The 20,018-nt window shown below is 59.3% G+C and carries 14 protein-coding genes; 4 read left to right on the top strand and 10 right to left on the bottom strand.

Annotation, left to right across the window (positions count from 1 at the left end; genetic code table 11):
• Window positions 1–22: 22 nt before the first annotated feature.
• Window positions 23–2,323: a Tex family protein gene (locus tag ACR0K9_RS10020; protein ID WP_480822782.1), complete on the bottom strand. Its 2,301-nt coding sequence runs from the start codon at window positions 2,321–2,323 to the stop codon at window positions 23–25.
• 172 nt (window positions 2,324–2,495) lie between these two features.
• Between ACR0K9_RS10020 and ACR0K9_RS10015 the strand changes: the two genes are divergently transcribed.
• The 4 genes from ACR0K9_RS10015 to ACR0K9_RS10000 all read left to right on the top strand — a co-directional run bounded on the left by ACR0K9_RS10015 (window position 2,496) and on the right by ACR0K9_RS10000 (window position 8,000).
• On the top strand, window positions 2,496–3,965 hold the full coding sequence (locus tag ACR0K9_RS10015) for a DUF4153 domain-containing protein (protein ID WP_480822780.1): 1,470 nt from the start codon (window positions 2,496–2,498) through the stop codon (window positions 3,963–3,965).
• The gene (locus tag ACR0K9_RS10010) at window positions 3,943–4,620 is read left to right on the top strand and encodes a response regulator transcription factor (RefSeq protein ID WP_480822778.1); all 678 of its coding nucleotides are present in this window, start codon (window positions 3,943–3,945) and stop codon (window positions 4,618–4,620) included. The genes ACR0K9_RS10015 and ACR0K9_RS10010 overlap by 23 nt, the downstream gene beginning before the upstream one ends.
• On the top strand, window positions 4,608–5,573 hold the full coding sequence (locus ACR0K9_RS10005) for a sensor histidine kinase (RefSeq protein ID WP_480822776.1): 966 nt from the start codon (window positions 4,608–4,610) through the stop codon (window positions 5,571–5,573). The genes ACR0K9_RS10010 and ACR0K9_RS10005 overlap by 13 nt, the downstream gene beginning before the upstream one ends.
• 213 nt (window positions 5,574–5,786) lie before the next feature.
• Window positions 5,787–8,000, top strand: a complete 2,214-nt coding sequence (locus ACR0K9_RS10000) for an NADP-dependent isocitrate dehydrogenase (RefSeq protein WP_480822774.1) — start codon at window positions 5,787–5,789, stop codon at window positions 7,998–8,000.
• Window positions 8,001–8,386: 386 nt separating this feature from the next.
• On the opposite strand, the gene ACR0K9_RS09995 is transcribed toward ACR0K9_RS10000, so the two are convergent.
• The 9 genes from ACR0K9_RS09995 to ACR0K9_RS09955 all read right to left on the bottom strand — a co-directional run bounded on the left by ACR0K9_RS09995 (window position 8,387) and on the right by ACR0K9_RS09955 (window position 20,003).
• On the bottom strand, window positions 8,387–9,493 hold the full coding sequence (locus tag ACR0K9_RS09995) for a peptidoglycan-binding protein LysM (RefSeq protein ID WP_480531164.1): 1,107 nt from the start codon (window positions 9,491–9,493) through the stop codon (window positions 8,387–8,389).
• A 44-nt stretch (window positions 9,494–9,537) separates the two neighbouring features.
• Window positions 9,538–10,800 (bottom strand): substrate-binding periplasmic protein, encoded by a 1,263-nt coding sequence (locus ACR0K9_RS09990; protein WP_480531162.1) that lies wholly within the window; start codon window positions 10,798–10,800, stop codon window positions 9,538–9,540.
• A gap of 23 nt (window positions 10,801–10,823) precedes the next feature.
• The gene (locus ACR0K9_RS09985; protein ID WP_480531160.1) at window positions 10,824–11,603 is read right to left on the bottom strand and encodes a PP2C family protein-serine/threonine phosphatase; all 780 of its coding nucleotides are present in this window, start codon (window positions 11,601–11,603) and stop codon (window positions 10,824–10,826) included.
• Entirely contained in the window at window positions 11,603–12,628 is a 1,026-nt protein-coding gene (locus ACR0K9_RS09980; RefSeq protein ID WP_480822772.1) for an FHA domain-containing protein, read from the bottom strand. Before ACR0K9_RS09980 ends, ACR0K9_RS09985 begins: the two co-directional genes overlap by 1 nt.
• Before the next feature lie 202 nt (window positions 12,629–12,830).
• The gene (locus ACR0K9_RS09975) at window positions 12,831–14,996 is read right to left on the bottom strand and encodes a serine/threonine protein kinase (RefSeq protein ID WP_480822770.1); all 2,166 of its coding nucleotides are present in this window, start codon (window positions 14,994–14,996) and stop codon (window positions 12,831–12,833) included.
• 338 nt (window positions 14,997–15,334) lie between these two features.
• Window positions 15,335–16,621, bottom strand: a complete 1,287-nt coding sequence (locus tag ACR0K9_RS09970; RefSeq protein WP_480822768.1) for a dynamin family protein — start codon at window positions 16,619–16,621, stop codon at window positions 15,335–15,337.
• Window positions 16,618–18,657 (bottom strand): dynamin family protein, encoded by a 2,040-nt coding sequence (locus ACR0K9_RS09965; RefSeq protein ID WP_480822766.1) that lies wholly within the window; start codon window positions 18,655–18,657, stop codon window positions 16,618–16,620. The genes ACR0K9_RS09970 and ACR0K9_RS09965 overlap by 4 nt, the downstream gene beginning before the upstream one ends.
• A 69-nt stretch (window positions 18,658–18,726) precedes the next feature.
• Window positions 18,727–19,578 carry a hypothetical protein gene (locus ACR0K9_RS09960; protein ID WP_480822764.1) on the bottom strand — a complete coding sequence of 284 codons (852 nt, stop codon included), beginning with the start codon at window positions 19,576–19,578 and terminating at the stop codon, window positions 18,727–18,729.
• Between the two features lie 23 nt (window positions 19,579–19,601).
• Window positions 19,602–20,003 carry a hypothetical protein gene (locus tag ACR0K9_RS09955; RefSeq protein ID WP_480822762.1) on the bottom strand — a complete coding sequence of 134 codons (402 nt, stop codon included), beginning with the start codon at window positions 20,001–20,003 and terminating at the stop codon, window positions 19,602–19,604.
• Window positions 20,004–20,018 lie beyond the last annotated feature (15 nt).

Below are 20,018 nucleotides of genomic sequence, written 5' to 3'. Positions count from 1 at the left end.
AACTCATGCAGGATCCAGTTGGCTAGTTTTTCTTGAACGCGTCCCTCAAAGCATCTCCAAAGGCGCTGCTTTGAGTGTCCTGCCGCTGGTTCCGCTGTTGTGGTGCACGGGATTTGCCTGCGCTTTTCTGATGGCCACGCCCGGCTTTGTCCTCGCGCGCAGAGGCCCCGCCATCCTTGCGCATCGTCAGTCCGATGCGCTTGCGCGGTACATCGACCTCGACCACGCGTACTTTGACAACCTGACCGGTTTTGACCACCTCATGCGGGTCTTTGACGAAGCGGTCGGCCAGTTGGCTGACGTGAACCAACCCGTCCTGATGCACGCCGATATCGACAAATGCGCCAAAGGCCGCGACGTTTGTGACGGTGCCTTCAAGAACCATGCCGGGCTTCAGATCGGTGATCGCCTCGACCCCATCGGTGAATGAGGCTGTCTTGAAGCTGGGTCGAGGATCCCGACCGGGTTTTTCCAGTTCGGCAAAGATATCACGCACGGTCGGCAGGCCGAAGGTGTCATTGACGAATTGTTCGGCGCGCAGACCTTTCAAAGCTCCGTCATGACCCATGATCTGGCGGATATCGCGGCCACATGCGGCGACGACGCGGCGGGCGACGTCATAAGCCTCGGGGTGAACGGATGAGGCGTCTAGTGGCTCTGCCCCATCGCGGATACGCAGGAAGCCTGCGCATTGCTCAAAAGCCCGGGGGCCAAGGCGCGCCACCTTCAGCAGGTCTTTGCGCGAGGCAAAGGCCCCATTGATATCGCGGTGGGTCACGATCGCCTCGGCCAATCCCGGTCCGAGGCCTGAGACATGCGACAACAGCGGTGCCGAGGCGGTGTTAAGATCGACTCCCACGGCATTCACCACATCCTCGATCACTGACTCCAGCGACTGAGACAGTCGGTGCTGGTCCACATCATGCTGATATTGGCCAACGCCGATGCTTTTGGGCTCGATCTTGACCAGCTCGGCCAGAGGGTCTTGTAAGCGGCGGGCGATCGACACAGCGCCCCGCAGCGAGACATCAAGATCGGGGAACTCACGCGCTGCCAGTTCCGAGGCTGAATAGACCGAGGCCCCGGCCTCGGATACGACAACTTTGGTGGGCGCTTTGACGGTTTTGGGTAGCAGGGCGAGCGTATCGGCCACCATCCGCTCGGTCTCGCGGCTGGCGGTGCCGTTGCCGATGGCGATCAGTTCGATCTGGTGGGCGGCAATCAGGTTCAGGATGGCGGCCTGTGCGCCCCGCAGATCATTCTTGGGCTGGAACGGATAGAGCGTATCGGTCGCCACCACCTTGCCGGTCGCGTCCACGACAGCCGCCTTGACGCCGGTACGGATGCCCGGGTCCAGACCCAGCGTTGCCCGCGCACCTGCCGGGGCGGCGAACAGCAGGTCCTTGAGGTTACGTGAAAACACCTGAATAGCTTCGTCCTGCGCCCGGCTGCGCAGATCGGCCATCAGTTCGACCATCATCGACAGCGACAGCTTCACGCGCCATGTCCAGCCCGCCACCTTACGCAGCCATTTGTCTCCCGGCCCATCTCCGCTTGTATGCAGATGCGCGGCCACCATCGCCTCGGCCCGCGCGGCACCCGCTTCGGGTTCGGGCGCGATGTCCAGCGTGACGATCCCCTCTTTAGAGGCACGCAGCATCGCCAGCGCCCGATGCGAAGGGGTCTTGGCCCAAAGTTCAGTATGATCGAAATAGTCGCTGAACTTTGCACCTTCCTGTTCCTTGCCTTCGACGAGCTTCGCGGTCAGCAATGCCTCGCGTTGCATGAAATTGCGCAACTCTCCCAACAAGGCAGCATTCTCGGTCAACCGTTCGGTGATGATATCGCGCGCGCCGTTCAGAGCGTCTCTGGCGGCTGGAACAGCTTCACCCAGATATCCGGCGGCCAGTGTTTCGGGATCTGCCAAGCGATCCGCCAGAATGGCATCGGCCAGTGGTTCCAGCCCGTTTTCGCGCGCGATCATGGCCTTGGTGCGGCGCTTGGGTTTATAGGGCAGATAGATGTCTTCCAACTGGGCCTTGGTCTCGGCCTGCGCTATGGATTTCACCAGAGCGTCCGTCAGTTTCCCCTGATCCCTGATCGAGCCCACAATCGCCTCGCGCCGGGCTTCAAGCTCTCGCAGATACGTCAGGCGGTCTGACAGTGTACGCAGTTGTGTATCGTCCAGCCCGCCGGTCACCTCTTTGCGGTAACGCGCGACAAAGGGCACCGTCGCGCCTTCATCCAGCAGTTTTACCGCAGCCCCGACCTGTTCCGGGCGGGCATTAATCTCGGTGGCGATGGTGCGGGCGATGCGGTCCAAAGGGGCCTCCTGACAGACGGTTGGGGGACTGTCTTAGCCAGAGGGGCAGGCGAGGGGAAGAGGGTTTCCGCCTCAAACCCCGCTCTGCACGAAAACTGCACGAGCATTATGCGGCGATCTGCACCGCAACCCGTCAGAAAGAAGCCACGTCACAACAAAAAGGAGCAGTGATATGGGGCAGTTTATTGTGCGCGGGGTGCCGGATTCGGTGCTGCAGGATAGCTGGTGGTTCGATACGCCTGAGCAGGAACGCAACCGGAGCGACGGCAGTCTGGGTCCAGGCAAGCGCCACGCTGCAAGTGGCTTGGTCATTCTGGTGGCATTGGCGGATGTATTGTTTCTGGACCACGCACCGGGGGTGTCGCTTGCGGTTTTCGCGCTGGCGGTGGCTGGCGTCGTATGGCTGCTGCTGGGGCGGCGAACCGGCTTGATTGGGCCTGCGATCATGCTGATCCTGAGCGTTCTGCCAGTGGTGGAATACGTGCAGGCGCTGTCGGTTGCCTTTTTGCTGGGCGGTTCCACTGTAGCGTTATGCTGGGCAGTTCTGGGCCACCGGAGCGGCGCGTCCTGCCGCAGGTTTCTGTCTCAGTTCCCGGTTCTCGCTATCCGGCAAGCTATTGCAGCGATCCGCAACTGCCAGTCGTCCGCGCACGCTGACGGCGCGCTTCTGCGCTTGTTGCGCGATTGGGGCTTTCCGGTCGGTGGCGCTTTGATTTTGGCTTCTCTCATGGTCTCGGCGAATCCGGTTTTGTCGGATTGGATGGATCGGCTGTGGCGTTTTGATCTCAGGTTCGAGCGGGTTCTGTTCTGGCTGGGGGCGGCGGTGATGATCTGGCCGGTTCTGGCGGTCGCGGTGCAGCCCGGATTGCTTGCCCCGCGTGCGGGACCTCAACGGTCCCGTTCATTGCCCGGATTGGGATTGAATGCTGCGTCTGTGGCCAACGCGCTGATCACGTTCAACCTGCTTTTGGCTGTACAAACAGTTATGGACGTGGCGTTTCTGTGGGGGAATGCAGCACTTCCCGAGGGGATGAGCCACGCCGAATACGCCCACCGCGGTGCCTATCCCCTGCTGGCGACTGCATTGCTGGCCGGGGTCTTCGCATTGGCCGCGCGCCCGTTTCTGGCTGAACGGCGGGGGCTGACCGGTTGGATGATGCTGTGGTTGGGTCAAAATGTTCTGCTGGTGGTCTCATCCCTCATGCGGTTGTCACTGTATATCGAAGCATATGGCCTGACCTATCTGCGCGTACACGCCGCGATCTGGATGGCTTTGGTGGCCACCGGGCTGTGTTTGACCGGATGGCAGATACTGCGCGGCAAATCGAACCGCTGGTTGCTGATGCGATCCTGTGCGCTTGGCCTTGGTGTGCTCTATGCCTGCTGTTTCGTGAATTTCGCAGCACTAATTGCACGGGAAAACCTGCGTCACCCACAGCGATATGACGCGTATTACGTTTGCCAGCTTGGCCCGATGGCCGCCGCAGAGATTGCGCAATCCCCGCGCCCGACAGGCTGTTCCACATGGGTTCCACAGATCAGCAATTGGCGGGAATGGGGGTTTCGCGCAGATCGAGTGATCCGTAATCTGGCCACCAAAGCTAAGCCGGAGACAGCTCATGAAAATCCTCGTCGTGGATGACGACCCGCGCCTGCGCGAGCTGGTCTCGATCACGCTGGAACGCGCGGGCTATCAGGTTGTGACCGCCCGCGACGGACAAATGGCGCTGACCCATGCACTGCGTGAAGCCCCCGATCTGGTGGTGCTTGATGTGGGGCTACCCGAACTGGACGGGCTTGAGGTCTGCCGCAAGCTGCGCGCGCGGTCAGAGGTGCCGATTCTGTTTCTGACCGCTCGTGATGATGAGATTGACCGGATTCTGGGTCTTGAACTTGGTGCGGACGACTATGTGACCAAACCCTTCAGCCCGCGTGAATTAGTGGCGCGGATCAAGGCAATTCTGAAACGAAGCTCAGCCCGTGGGGCCGCGGCCATTCTGCGTCATGGGCCGGTCGAACTGGATGCGTCTGGTCATTCCGTGAAACTCGATGGCGCACCGCTGACCCTGACCGCGACCGAGCTGTCGATCCTGCGCCGCCTGATGCAGACGCCCGAGGCTATCGTCTCGCGTCCGCAATTGATCGACGCGATTTACGGCACCGGCAGCGCCGTTGCTGACCGGACGCTGGACAGCCATCTGCGCAATCTGCGGCGCAAACTGGGTGACCAAGGTTGGGCCAGTGCCATCGAAACCGTGCATGGCATTGGCCTGCGGATGGGGGCATGGCCGGTTTGAAACGCAAATGGCGCCCGTCGCTGGGCTTTGTATTGTGCGGAGCGCTGGCGGGCACACTGGTCCTGTCGCTGCTTGGTCTGATCGCGCTTCGCTATCTTGGTCCCGAGATCGGGTTTCGCCGCGCCGCCTTTTTGTTGTCGGTTCTGATTGGGTTGGAAACCGGCGTGTTGGGCTATCTTCTGGTGCGCCTGCTGCTCCGCCCGATTTCGGCATTGGCCACGTATTCGGCAACCATTGAACGCGGTCAGGTAGCAGAACCGCCCGAGCATTACGGTACGCAGGAATTATCTGGCCTCGCAGGCTCGGTTCTGGGGATGGCTGAAACCCTGCAGCGTCGCGAAACTTCGATCCGAAGCTTCGCCGACCACGTTACGCATGAGCTGAAAACCCCGGTAACCGCCATCCGCGCGGCGGCGGAATTGTTGGAAGAGGCCGAGGGCCTTTCAGATCAGGACCGCGCGTTGCTGCAACAGATTCTGGGCGCAAGCGATCAGATGCAATCCCACCTGCGCGCCCTCAACCAAGTCGCAGCCGCGCGCGTGCCGGAACACCATGGCACCGGCTCACTGGCTGAACTGTCTGACGATCTTCTGGAGCGGTTTCCAGAGCTCGACCTGACGTTCGAGGGTTCCGACCAAATCCTGCCGTTGGCTGCATCGGGCTTACGCGTGGTCCTGCTGCAGCTATTGGACAATGCCCATCGTCACGGGGCAGGGCAGGTTACGCTGAGCGCCAATGCAGGCAAATTGGTTATCCGGGACGATGGCCCGGGGATTTCGGAAGGCAATCGGGATCGCGTATTCGCACCGTTCTTCACCACCGCCCGCGAACGAGGGGGCACAGGCATGGGCCTGACCATCGCAGCCGGTCTTCTGGGCGCCCATGGTGGCCGAATTTCCCTGACCTCCTCCGCGCAGGGGGCACGGTTCGAAATCCTGTTCCCGGATGACTAAGGAAGCGGCTTTGACCGAGATTTGAGCCACCCGTGTCAATATGCGCCTCCAAACACGATTGATCCCAAGCCCATCCTGATTTAAGGGAGGCCCTGTCAAATCAGAGTCATCCGTGGGGCGTCCTCGCTCCGTAACGGCTCGGTGCCAGTATTGAGCAATGGCACACACTCTTGGATCGCACGCCCCGAAAGGCTTTAAAAAAGGTAAGGGAATATGGCAGAAAAATCGAACTTCGATATATTGTATACCATTGTAGACGAAGCGCCGGAGCTGGCGAGCGCATCGTTCCTGCCCATCATCCGCAAGTTCGCATCTGCCGCAGGCGTCAGTGTCGGCACCAAGGATATTTCGCTGGCCGGGCGTATCATCGCCACCTTCCCGGAAAACCTGACCGACGATCAGCGAATCACCGATGATCTGGCCGCTCTGGGTGAGCTGGTGAAGACGCCGGATGCCAATGTGATCAAGCTGCCGAACATCTCGGCCTCGGTGCCGCAGCTGGTGGCGGCCATTGAAGAGCTGCAATCGCAGGGCTACGACATTCCGAACTATCCCGAAGAACCCTCGACCGATGAGGAAAAAGCAATCCGTGCGCGGTATGACGCCATCAAAGGCTCAGCCGTGAACCCGGTTCTGCGTGAGGGCAACAGCGACCGCCGTGCGGCACGCGCCGTGAAGAACTATGCCCAGAACAACCCGCATTCGATGGGTGAATGGGCATCGGACAGCAAGACCAAAGTATCGTCCATGTCCGGCAACGATTTCTACGCCAATGAGAAATCAGCCACGATCACAGCCGCTCAGGCCGGTGCTGCGAAGATCGAGTTTGTCGGCAAAGATGGCGCCACCACCGTTCTGAAAGACGGCTGGCCGCTGGAGGAAGGCACCGTTGCTGATGCGACCTTCATGTCGGTCAAGGCGCTGTCCGCGTTTCTGGCCGAGGCCATCGAGGACACCAAAAAAGACGGCACCATGTTCTCGCTGCACATGAAGGCGACGATGATGAAGGTCAGCGACCCGATCATCTTTGGCTATGCGGTCAAGGCGTGGCTGGCCCCGGTGTTCGACAAGTTCGGCGCTGAGCTGGATGCGCTGGGTGTGAACCCGAACTCGGGTCTGGGTGACCTGCTGGACCGGGTGAAAGGCAACGCCGATATTGTGGCCGCCATTGATGCGCTGAAAGGCGAGCGCCCGTCGATGTATATGGTCGACAGCGACAAGGGCATCACCAACCTGCACGTGCCGTCGGACGTGATCATCGATGCCTCGATGCCTGCCGTGATCCGCGCAGGCGGCAAGGGCTGGGACGAGGCCGGTGCCAAGGGTGACACCAACTGCGTGATCCCCGACCGCTGCTATGCGTCGGTTTATGATGAGTCCATCAACTTCTTCAAAGCCAATGGCGCGCTGAATCCGTCCACTGCCGGTGCGGTTGCCAACGTGGGCCTGATGGCGCAGAAGGCCGAGGAATATGGCTCGCACCCGACTACCTTCCAGGCGCCTGCAAATGGCACCATCCGCATCGTTCTGGCCAATGGTGAGACACTGCACTCGCACGAGGTCGAAGCCGGAGACATCTGGCGCGCCTGCACGGTGAAGAAAGCGCCGATCGAGAACTGGATTCAGTTGGCGATGGACCGTCAGCGACTGACCGGGTCCGAGGCGATCTTCTGGCTGGATGCCAACCGCGCCCATGACGCCGAGCTGATCAAATACGTGAAGCCCGCGCTGGAAGCTGCTGGTGTGGCCGATAAATTCCAGATCATGGCCCCGCGTGAGGCGACGCGGCAGTCGCTGGATACGATCACCGCAGGCAACGACTCGATTGCCATCACCGGCAACGTGCTGCGCGACTATCTGACCGATCTGTTCCCGATCCTGGAACTGGGCACTTCGGCCAAGATGCTGTCCATCGTCAAGCTGATGAAAGGCGGTGGTCTGTTCGAAACCGGTGCTGGCGGTTCGGCCCCAAAACACGTGCAGCAATTGGTCGAGGAAAACCACTTGCGCTGGGATTCGATGGGTGAATTCTGCGCGCTGGGTGAATCGTTGAACTTCCTCGCCGACAGCAAGGGTAACGCCAAGGCCGGCGTGCTGGGAGCTGCCGCCGAGGCCGCAACGCAAGGCATTCTGGACAACAATAAATCGCCCAGCCGCAAGGTTGGTCAGCCGGATAACCGCGACAGCCATTATTGGTTTGCGCGTTACTGGGCCGAGGCCCTGGCCGCACAGTCAGATGATGCAGAACTGGCTGCAGAGTTTACACCTCTGGCGAAAGAACTGGCCGGCAAGGAAGAACAGATTCTATCGGAACTGGCAGCGGCGCAGGGTGCAGCAGCTGATCTGGGTGGGTATTATCACACCGACCCGGCCAAAGCCGCGGCTGTGATGCGTCCCAGCGCAACGCTGAACGCGATCATCGGCTAACGGGTTTTCCCCATTCCGGAACTTACGAAAGCCGGCCCTTCGGGGCCGGTTTTTTTGTGCCCAAATGTGAAAAAGGGTCGGCCCCCATAGCCAACCCTTTTCTGAGTGAGTAGTGGGGCTGGTCGCCTCACCGGTGCAGTTGAATTCATACTACGCTTATTACTCGCGCTGAATATTGGGGGATTCCCGTAGGAAGCTGCTTTTTATTGGCAAAAAGTGTTTTTTGTTAGCTTTATGTCTGCGCTTTAAGCCCAATACACTGTTTTCGACCCGTGATTCTTCGCCTTGTGGTTCTTGCGGTCTACTATTCTCCTTCGTCAGCAATAACCTGATAAAAAAAGGCCGGTCATAAGACCGGCCCAAAAATGGTCATATCGACCGAGGGATTAGTTGGATGCCGTGTTAAGCTTTTCGTTCTGTTCGCGCAGCGTGTCCGAGATAATCGCATACCATTCGCCGGATTCACGCATCTCAATCAGACCCTTGTTCATCATCGCAATGTATTCGCGTGCGAACGGGTTGGTGCGATGTGCGAGGAAACTCATCGACGACAATGTGGATACATACGGGTTTTCAACGATGTCAGCCGAAGTCAAACCCATGTCTTTCATTGTCGATGCGAACAGGTCGACCTCGAACGCGGCGACATCTGCGGTTCCGGTCAATACCGCATCAAGACAATCTCGAGCCGAATTGGGTTGAACAACAGTTGTATTCTCACGGTTCAGACCTTGTTCTTCCAGCACAACCATGCTCCAGCCTGCCATACGGCAAATGGTTGATCCCTCAAGGTCTGAGAAATCCGTTGCCTTTGCGTATTCGCTTTCAGGCAAAGTGAAGAAGCCGCCGACGATGTCATATACCGGAACAGAAGCGACAAATTGGGTGCAGCGGGCTTCGGTCTCTGCAGACCACTCATAAGAGCGGTTGGTGCAATCCGGTACAGTCCATGCGATCGAGATATCAAACGCACCCAGCGGCAACAATGTGTCCAGATGCGAGCTCCAGTCATCCACAAAGCTGACCGAATAGTCGCGGCTGTTACCAGCACGCTGAAGGCTGGTCGTCGCCAAGCGGGTCATAATTCCACCTCCGTTCAGCGCTTCGGTCGTGAACGGCTCCCAACCGTTGCCTGCAACCATCTTGATCGGCGGCGCATAAACATTTGAACGTTTGACGCTGGCCGCACGCTTTTCTTCGGCGGCGATCAGCTCTTGCGCAGATTGACCGTTGGGCAGACTGCCATCCTCACAGGGTAGCGCCAGAACCAGACCATTTTCGAGCGAGCCGGGGTTGGTGATCGCGTTGCGGTTCGCGTTGAAGATCGGCTGATAATTCGATGTGCCATAGGCGGCGATGGCAATTGTTGCCAGCGTATCGCCGTCCTGAACGGTATAGTTCGAGCAGGCCTCTTGCGCGGCGGCTGCACCCGCGCTCAGGGCGGTGAGGGCTGATGCCGACAATACTGCTTTCTTCAGTTTCTTGTTAAACATGTCCACTTCCTCCAGACTTTTGTTTTGTCAGGCCAATTGGGGCCTTAGCCATTTTCCATTTGATAGCGCAGTGCAGTCGACACGATGTCACGCCACTCGCCGGATTGCTGCATGATCGCCAGACCCTGATTGAGCGTCTCAAGGATCGCTTCCCCATCCGGATTATCTTTGTGGGTCATTACGTTAAGCGACTTGATTGCCGCCAGGTTGGGGTTTTCGATGATCTGATGCTCAAAGCCCAGGCGCCCAATGGCCTCGACGGCCAGATGGGCCTCGATCGCGACGATATCGGCCGAGCCATCCATGACGGCGCGAAAGCAGTCATCGGGTGAAACCGGGCGCATCAGTTTGATCGCTGGCTCATAAAGGCCAACTGCATCCATGTGTGACAGAGACCATCCCTCGGGTCGGCAAATCGTGGCGTCTACGAAATCTGAATAGGTCAGAGTTTCTTCGTAGCCCGATCCGTCTTTGGCGAAGAATGTATCAACAACTTCGTAAAACGGATTCGAGAAGTTGTAGGTCTCGCACCGCGTACGGTCACTTTCAGACAGGGCCTCAGCCTCTTCGCAGTTCGGGCGCGACCACGGGAAAGTGGCGTCAAAAGCCAAGGTCGGCATCAACAGGTCCAGATGCGATGACCAGTCGTTGACGAATTGAATCTTATAGGGCTGTTCGGGCGCAGCCCGCAGCATCGCGGTCTCGACCAGATCCGTATAGAGGCCACGGTTCGGTAGCGCCTCATCGGTGAAGGGCGCATAGTTGCCGCCGGTGATCAGCAGAAGCTGGCGATCCCGGATTTCCGGGCGTTCGCCGCCATCGGCATTACGGATCAGCGCGGCACCTTCCGCACGCGCGGCCTCGATCTCTTTCCTGGCCTCCGCTTTGGCCGCGACAACCGCATCTTCGCTGGCTTTTTTCGCCTCTGCCTCAGCTGCAGCAACGCGAGCTTCGGCCTCGGCGATGGCTTTGGCCGCACGTTCCTCTGCAGCCTTGACCAGTTCCGAGGCCATTTCAGCCGCCATGCGGCCCGCCTCGGTGTCCGGCAATTCAGGCGCACGACCGATATCTTCCAGACAGGGGAAGGTCAGAACGTCGCCGACGCGGATAATGTTAGGGTTCGAGCCGATGACGTCGCGGTTTGCGTCATAGATGACCCTGTAATCTTCGGTGGCGTAAACCTGGATCGCCAGATCACGCAGGCTGTCGCCGCGCTGGATCTCATAGGTCGAACAGGCTTCTTGCGCCGAAGCTGCCCCCGTCGCGGCCGCAAGAGCCAGGGTGGATACGATCAGATGGGTTCTCATGTTGTCCTGTGTTCCTGCCTTGTTTATGTCTGCGCCGGTTTGACCACGGCGATTGAGATGTTGTCCTGGTCCGGGTCCGCCTTTGCGTGCAGCGCCTGCAACAGCGCATCTGCAACATCGCGAGCCGGTGACGGGCTATGCTCGCGCAGCAGTGCCTCGATCTCGGGATTGCTGAGATACTGAAGCCCGTCGCTGCCAAGGATCAGAATGTCACCCGCGCGAAGCGCCAGTGGTTCTTCCGGGCAATCCACCTTGGGTATGGCGGCCCCCATAATGACCGAAGTCAGCTGATTGCGGTCGGGATGCGCCTGCGCCTCTTCCTCGGTCAGCAGACCCTGCGCGAATTGTTCATCGATCGTCGGGGCCATCGAGTGATCTTCGTTGATCTGAGACAGAGCCTGATCCCGGAACAGATAGAGGGGGCTGTCTCCGATCGAGATCCAGAACAGATTCTGGTCCACCAGCAGTGTGCCCAGCAAGGTCGAGCCAAGCTGAACCCCGGAGGTTTCGCCATGGCATGCCACCTGTGCATTCGCGTGCATGGCCGCCATGGGCAGGGCGTCGAGCAGTGCGCCCTTAGTTACGTCATCGCGTTCAAGCTGCGCGTCCAGTGCCTCTTGCCAGGCGGAAATCACCAGCTCGGAGGCAACTTCACCCGCGTCATGCCCGCCCATTCCATCGGCAACCACGACATAGCCCGCGTTGGCCTGATCAAAGAACCGCGCGGCAATCGCGTCTTCCTGCGTTTCGCGCTGACCCCGGTCCAGGATCAGGGCGATGTCATATGCAGGGGTCGCCAGCATCAATCGGCATCCCGCCAGTCGAAACCGTCATCGCAGAACGCCGCAAAGCGGATCGAGGTTTCGCTGATGCGGATCAGGTCACCGCTGGACAGGGCAACAGTACTGAGCACCGGTTTGCCGTTCAAACGCACAAGGTTCGCCTTGCCGCCATGGCCCAAATAGCATTTCCGGTCCTCAGGATCATAGGCGATTACCGCATGGTTGCTGCGCGAAATGCCGGTATCACCGAAATCCAGCTGAATGGCCTGATCGTCGTTGCGACCGATCTGCATAAGCCCTTCGGTCAACGTGACGCACGCGCCACGGCCCGGGCCGGCGGTGACAACAAGCCAACCCACCGGGAAAGTCTGCTGCGCGGCCTCGGTCTTGGCGACGGGTTCTGCGGTTTCGATCAGTTCCTGAACATGGGTGTCTGCGCGGTCAAAGCCCAGGAAAGTGGTCTTGACGCGCGACCGGCGATCTTCGGTTGGGGCAGGGGTCGCAACAAGTGTTTCTGCGACGGGCTCAGATGTGGGTTCCGGCGTGGGTTCGGGTTCAATCACGGCCTCGGCTTCGGGCTCGTGGATGACCTCCGGCTCAGGTTCCGGGGCAGGCACTGGCTGCATCTCGGCCATCGGCTCAGGCTCTGACGATGCGGCCTCTTCGACGGCCGCCGCCAGGATGTTTTCCTCTTCGGCCTCTGCGCTGATTTCAACTGTATCTTCCGCGCTCAGGTGAAGGGTAACGATCTGTTCCTCGTCTTCGGCCTCTGCGGGCGCGGCTGCCTCCTCTTCGAGTTCGACGGTTTCAGTCTCGACCGATCCTTCGTCAAACTCGGGCATCGCTTCTTCGGGGATCAGCTCATCCGATTCTTCATAGCTTTCGCTCGTCAGATTGCCGCCCCCAAGTGCTGCGCGCAGAGCGTTGAAATCGGCAATCGGCTCTGGCTTTTCGTCCTGTACCGCTTCGGCTTCGGGTTTTTCTTCTTCTTTCGGCTTGCCGGCACCTTCTAGAAGCCGGCTCAGAGGGCTTTTGTATTTGAACATGGTGTCGACACCTTCTTGAATCTGTCACGGGGACTATCCCGCGGGGCTGCTACAAACCGCTACACAACAGCGCAGCGACACTGACGAAAGAGAAACAGGGAAACTTGTCACATCGCGACGGGCCGGTTCCCGTCAGGGTGGCGATATTTGCGCCACCCTCAGCACACATACGCTGGCGATTTTCACTATGAACCGGTTCGAATTACTCCTGCGCGAGCGGCATGACCGCGGTGCTTACTCCACCGTTGCGCATAATGCTCAGGCGCGCGTTGGGTTGGTTATCGGACACAAGCTGGACCAGGATGGCATCCAGGCTTTCCGGACTATCAATCACCGCTCCGGTCTGCGCCTCGCTCAGCAGGACGTCGCCCACCTGCAAGTCACCCGGGGTGTCTTGCGGAACGGTAACGACCGCAGTTTGCCAACCGGCATCTCCGTTATGGCGCACGTCGAATGAATATCCGTTTTGCAGGCCAAACATACGGTGGGCGGGCAGGGCCAGCAGCCCGTTCTGAGCCCGGGTCTGACCAAGCGGACGATACCGCGCAGCGACGCGGATATAGCCGTCCGGATCGACCGCGAAGTTATCCAGAACCTGCGCAGCCAACGAGGCATTGGCCCGGACCGGCTCGCCGTTCAGCGTAAAGATCGTTGCACCACGCTGCACCCAATCGCCAATCACCGACATATCCTGACCCGCATCAACGCTATTGATCGCGATGACGCTGCCCGTCGAGCTGCGGCGCTGCGACATGGCAAAAGGAATCTCCACGTCCCAATGCCCAAACGCAACCTGATCCTGTGCCAATTCCACCGCTTTCGCCGGGTCGGATGCGACCTCGGCGGCGGTTGCCTCAGTTGCCGCTTCTGTCGGTGCATCTTCCACCTGCGCCTCAAGCGCGTTTGTGTCTGCCGCCGGGGCTTCCGATGCGGTCTCGACCTGCTCGACAGGTTGTACCGGCGCTGGTTCCGTTGCCAAGGTCGGTTCGGCCTGCTGTGGCTCTGTTGTGGCTTCGGCGGTCTGCTCGACCGGTTCCGGCTCAGCTGCAACAGGCGCCGGAGTGATCGGTGCCTCAGCGGTAACCGGTGTTGCCTCGGGCGCGGATTGGTCGCCCGACACTACGAAATATCCTCCGGCAGCCAGTGCTGCGACTACGACAGCGGCCCCCGCGATCATCTTGCCGCTGCCGCCCGAGCCGCTTTTGACCACGGTGTCAACGGCGGCGACTTCCTGTTCTTGCGGCGTGAATTTCGACAGATCTTCTTCGGGCTTTTCTTCATGGCCCAGGGTCAGATCCGCATTCCCCGCCAACAGAGCGGTCACCACGGCTTCGGCGTTTTCGCTTTCGGCCTTGATGCGTGCCTTTTCGGCCTCTTCATCCACCCGGTCCATGCCGACGATGACCGAGACCGGACGATAGGCGAATGTATCAAACATCACGCCGGGGCCACGGAACATGCGCAGCCAGTCCAGCGCCGATTGCAGACGGTCGGTGGCGTGTACCTCCATCGCCTTGTCGATCGCTTCGAGGAATTTATCCGGGTAACCTTTGAAACGGCCCGCCAGCGGCTCGTAGGGATCGTCCTGACCATTGTTGAACGCATTCAAACGTGTCTGGCCATCGATGGGGCGCTCGCCGCTGATTGCGTGATATAGCGTCGCGGCCAATACATAAAGATCACTGCTGGGCCCTTGCTCGGCACCGCGCACATAGAATTCATGCGGCGAATACCCGTCCTTGATCACCCGCAGGGTCAACAAGGCTGCCGACTTGTTGGCCGCCTGTTCCCGGGCTGCGCCAAAGTCGATCAGGATCGGCTCGCCGTTTTCATCGATCAGGATGTTGTCAGGCGAGATATCGCGATGCAGCATACCGCTCTGGTGGATGAACGAGACCGCCGACAGCATCTTTTCGGTCACCTGCACAATAAAGTCGGGGCCGCTTTTGTTCTCGGGGTTTTCGACGTAATCCAGCAGATCGAAGCCCCGGATCAAGTCCATGGCGATGTAGGCGGTGTTGTTGTCTTCGAACACCTGATGCACATCGACGATGTTCGGGTGAACCAGACGGGCATGGTTGCGCGCCTCAAGAATAAACAGATCGATGATCGCGCGCAGATCGTCTTTGTGATCGGGATTTGCCGGCTCGACCAGATCGCCGTTCCGCTGGCAGAGCGCCCCCGGATAGCACTCCTTGATAACCACATCCCGCTCGAGGCTGTCGCGCGCCAGGTATGTGATTCCAAACCCGCCATTGCTGAGGAAACGGAGGATTTCATACTGACCACGCAGCAGCTTTGCGCCTGGTTGCAATCCTTCGATCTGAGGTTCGTCGTGCGTTGCGCCGACAGCCTGGTTGTGGCTCATATCTTCCCGCCCATGTTACTCGTTTTGCGGTTTTCATAACTCGGGCTTCAGCCCACGAACTCACAACCAAATACAACCGCAGGACACTTGAGACGGTTAGACGGTTCAAATTTGACTTTATTGGGGCCGCCTGATGGCTTCACTAAGGATCAAAAAATCGACAAACATACATATAGGCCATCAGGAGCGTTGTGCGTCTATATGTTGTGTTTGCAGGTTGGGAAATTCGAAATCTATCTCGGCGAATTCGTCGCTTGGTCCACGAATCCGAAACAATGACGGCGTGATTCTCGTCGTCTCGAATCGCCGCAATGCGGCTCAATTTTAGCGGGAACGGGTCAGGTTCCGGTGCGCGGTGGCGCCGATGCAATCGTGCTGCCTGCCCAGGCGAGGTTGTCGCTGAGCTGTGCAAGGATGCTGATAGCGTCCTTCAGGGGCGCGTCGCCGGTCTCGAACTGAAGCAACAGAAGCAGGTCTGTGGCTTTCTCGAACTCGGCCGGAATCCAGTCAGCTTCGGGGTCGATCTCTTCACCCAATTCCAGCCGTTCGGCGAAGTCTTCGACGATTTCCTGACAGCTTTGCAGGAATGCGGCGGGTTGAATCTCCGAGCTTTCATGAAGATCGTGATAGATGCTGGCAATCGCAGCCAACCAGTCTTCGAGGATTGGATTGTTGAGCGGCGGAAGCGTGGACTCGAGACTCGCATGGACGGTTGCACCTTCGGTTTTCGCCTCCTTGGTGTCCGCCGGGTTCTGCTGTTCGAGGTATGGCAGGAACTCTTGGGTCAGATCCCGACGTGCCGCATCCAGATCCTGCTGACGATGGTCCGAGGCAATCTGCAACACCTGTTCGGCCAGATGCTGCCCGCCGCAGGTTTCCCAAAGCTCGAAATCCGGTTCCGGTTCCTGTTCCATCGCCCGGACTGCCACAGGGGTTCCGATGGGCACGACCGCCCGGAACAGGCCGTCTTTTTCCTTGTTCAATCGGCCCACCACCCGGTCCAGAGCATCGCGAACCGGGGGCAGATCGGCATGGGTGACGGCCAACAGGCTGTTATCCCGCAGTTTTTGTGAAACCTTGGACCACAGATGGCGTTCGGTTTCGCGCCAGGCATTCGTGCCATTGGTGCACCAGATCGCACAGTCCACATATTTCAGCAATTCCAGCGTCTGATTGTAGGTGTCGTCCAAAGCGCCTGCGCCGGGCAGGTCAAACAACGAGATTTCCTTCAGGGCAGGGGTGTTCAATCCGACCGAAATGAAATCAGGATTGTCAGCTGCCGCTTTTTCTAGGGCGATACCGGAATAAACCTTGGGCTCTTTGTCCCACCAGCCCACCGTGGTCTCGGGTGCGTCGGCATATGCCACGATGACCAGTGGAAGTTTCAGATGCTGCGGTCCCGTCGGCAGGATGTCTGCCCCGGCCAGCATATTGGCGAGGCTGGATTTGCCTGCGCCAAACTCCCCGGCAAAGCCGATGGACACCGCGTTCGACAACCGCTCGGCATGGGCCAGAGCGCGGGCGCGCATCACATCCAGTTCCGCCGAGGAGGGCTGTTTTTCGGTGACGGTCAAAAAGCGCTCCAGTTGGCGCACTTCTTGCTCGGTTCCGGGGAATTCAATCATTCTGCAGCCTCTGCCTGTCGCGTATCTACGGGTGCGGTGCCGTTCACCGATCCCAGTTCTTCGGTGATGCGGCGCGCCTGGTCAACCGCACGTTGTGCTTCTGCCCGCGCATTTGTACCACCGCCGCTGCGATGTTCCAAATGTCCGGCCAGCAGCGCCAGATAGTGATCCAGAACGGTCTGCAACCGTTCGGTCAGATCGCTGCGGGCGGTGTCCACCAGATCATCACCAATCATCTCAAATTCCTGCACGATCATCCGCTCGGCCCGGTTCAGCACGCTGCGGCGCGAAATCAGGCGTGACAACCATGTCACGCGCAACTCGACCGTGATGCCGCGGGTCAGGGCGCTTGTGTCAGGGCGGAACCACCGCACGGCGCTGGTGTTCATGCGATTATCTACCGGTTCCTGCCAGCCGGGCAGGGCGCGCAATGCGGCGTTGCTTTGCATGTCGATGGCGTAAAGCTCGCTCAGCATCCGTTGGCGCACGACCTGCGTCGCCCCTTGCACCAATTCACGCATGCGTTCGCGCAGAGGGGTGAAGTTCAGTTCGGTCTCGCCATCTTTGGCCAGCAGCGGAGACTGACCATCAGGCCCTCGGACCACGATCGAAACCGCCTCGGCCACGGTGTCGTCCATCACGCCGCGCAGATTGGCCAGCACGTTGTCCATGTCCGTGGTGATCGCCTTGGTCTTTTCGGCGACCATTTCGCGCAGTTCGGCCAGCGTCTGGTTGTTTTCTTCAGCATCCGAGGCGTCCGACGTATTCTGCGCCTCGGTCGCGCGCAGATGGGCGGTGCTGCGTTCCAGTTCACCTTGTGCAAAGCTGTTCAGGTGCTGCCACGCCATGTGCAGTTGTTCCTGACGCGGACCCTCGGTCAGCGCCTTGGTGACATGGCGGCGCAGATCGGGCAGTCCCGAAGCGATCATGGCGGCAAAGCGCAATACGCCTTCGCGGCTGATCGGACCGGGGCCTTGCTTGATCTCTTCTACCCCCGACAAATACTGCTTCATCTGCTCCGGATGCGCCCGCAGCCAGGCCAGAATCTCATCGTGGTTAATACCGGCCTCATCCCCGGTCAGCGCATAATGCGCCCACTGAGCGCTGCCCATCAGCACATCAATGTCCGAATTGCCAAGTGCCTGTTCCAACCCGCCCAAAACATCGGCGCGGACCTTCGAAGCATCCTCGGCCCCGCCGCCCAGTTCGTCGACGCGGTTGATGAACACGACGATCTGACCAAGCTCCAGCGCCTGCATCAGTCGGAACAGTTTCAGATCAGCGCGCGACAGGGCCTGATGCGCGGACAGGACCACGACAAAGAAATCGGATTCCTTGAGATATTGGCGCGAGATTTCTTCGCGGATCAGCAGCGGGTCATTGACACCGGGCGTATCCGTAACGGTCACCGGATACGGGAAATGGCCGATGTCGAAATAGACCTCGGCCTTGCGTGTGACGTCGCTGTAGAGACCCCGGTCCGAACCCGGATCATGGTCGCCTTCATCGGTGGGATCGTCCCCAGCACAGACGTAGCGCGCCAGATCATCCGAGTTCAGTTCATCCAGATCGTGATGCTGCCCCAGCAGGTGCTTGTAGCTTTCGCCCAGTCGTAGCTTGGCGCGGGTTTTCATCGCCTCGACCTGCTCTTCGATCATCTCGCGCTTATAGCTGTCCTCTTCGTCAGGGAACATATTGCGCAGCTCTTCACCCTCGGCGATCAGGGCCTTCCATTGACGGTCGTCGAAGAAATGAAACTCAGCCCCCGAGGTCCGACCGGACGGGTGGCCGAAATGCATGTCGGTGATGACGGTGGTCCAGGGGTTTACATCAGAAGGCAGAAACTCGGCCTGACCTGTGAAGCCATTGATGAGGCGAGATTTACCGGCTTTGATCTGACCAACGAAGGCAATCGATGGTTTGAGATTTGACAGGTCGTCGACGATACGCGAGATGAACTGACGGGTTTCGTCATTGCTCATCTCATTCATGTCTTCAGCGATGCGAATAAGTTCGCGGCGGTTCAGTTCACTCATTAGACTACCCTGGTAACTCGTATTTTAGATTTAGGTTTGTAAAAAGGACACTATTTGGCAGGAACACGGTCATTCGACGGCGGGTTTCAATGATTTCCACAGGCTCACGACAGCGCCGAGTTTGCGGGCGTCATGCACGGCGGCCGCTGTCTTTGCACCATCGCTAATCATTGCAAGACCGGCACCCTGACCCCCTGAAGGTCGCATGACAATCAATTGCGGTTGCGGCACCGCGTCGACGGCATCCGCCTGCCAGCCGGACAGATCCCGGGCAAAACGGGCCAACAGGTCCTGACCCGGATGGGCGGGCTGATCTTTTGCACAGATACCGTCAAAGGCCGAATCCTCACCTCCAGCGCCAAGCAACACCCGACCCAGCGCGAAGCGATTGCAGCCATCGTAGAACTTTTCGGCAACGCCGGATTGTGGGGGCTCGCCGTCCTCCGTCTCGGGTTCGGGGTCCGGTACAATCGACATGCGCGGCTCTTCGGGCAGTTCGATTTTAGCGCAGGCCGCCTCGACTTCTGAGAAGGTGATGCCAACATCATCCGCTTCCAGCGCCGTATCAGGCCGCTGTGATACCAGTTCCAATGGCCCGGCAGCCATCGAAATCTCGGACACCAATTGCGCCAGCCGTTCTGTCAGATCAGCCCGCGCCTCGGTCTCAAAATCCGGCACCGGGCCAGAAACGCAACGGAAGACATCCGTGACCCGCGAGCTGTTGACCTCGATCGCCAGAACCGAGCCATCGGCGGCGGTGAATTCCAGCCGCCGGGGCAGGATGGTGCCGCGGATCGCGCTCAGAACCTGGCCTCGTCGAATCTGTGCGCTGTCACCAGCAAGAAAGGTCGCCGGTGACAACCGCGCGACCGACGACCGCCCGATATCTTCGAGCAATTCCAGAATTTCACTATCCATCATGCCGTGACCCCCTCTGGTCGCGTCTAAACCGCTGCCGCTACCGGCCCGAGGCTGAGATGTGATTTCGTAAGCGCAAGCCCGACATTCGCACTGTCGCGGCAGATATAGCACACCACGTGATCAGGATATTCCCTTGTCCTGAGAAAGATGTGCAGACGATCAATTGAAAACACCGCGATTTCCCCAAATCCCGGATGCTCCGCATTGTCGATTTCTGCGCTGCGCAACAAATCTTCGAACCCTTTTACCCCGCGGCCCTGAAACAGATTGGCAACCGCAAGGGCCAGTTGATCGAGCGTGTCTGCGCTGTCGTGATCCGAGGTGCTGGTCCCAAGCAACATCCCCGTTTCCATATCGACATACCCGGCTGCAATGCAGTCGGGTATGGTCTCGATGGCCGAGTTCAAGGCGGTGTCAATCGACATGGCATCGCCTCCTGC

It is taken from the genome of Ruegeria sp. L12 (assembly GCF_056531745.1).
The sequence above is the reverse complement of the archived record's forward strand: the minus strand, read 5'-3'. Positions and strand labels throughout refer to the sequence as shown.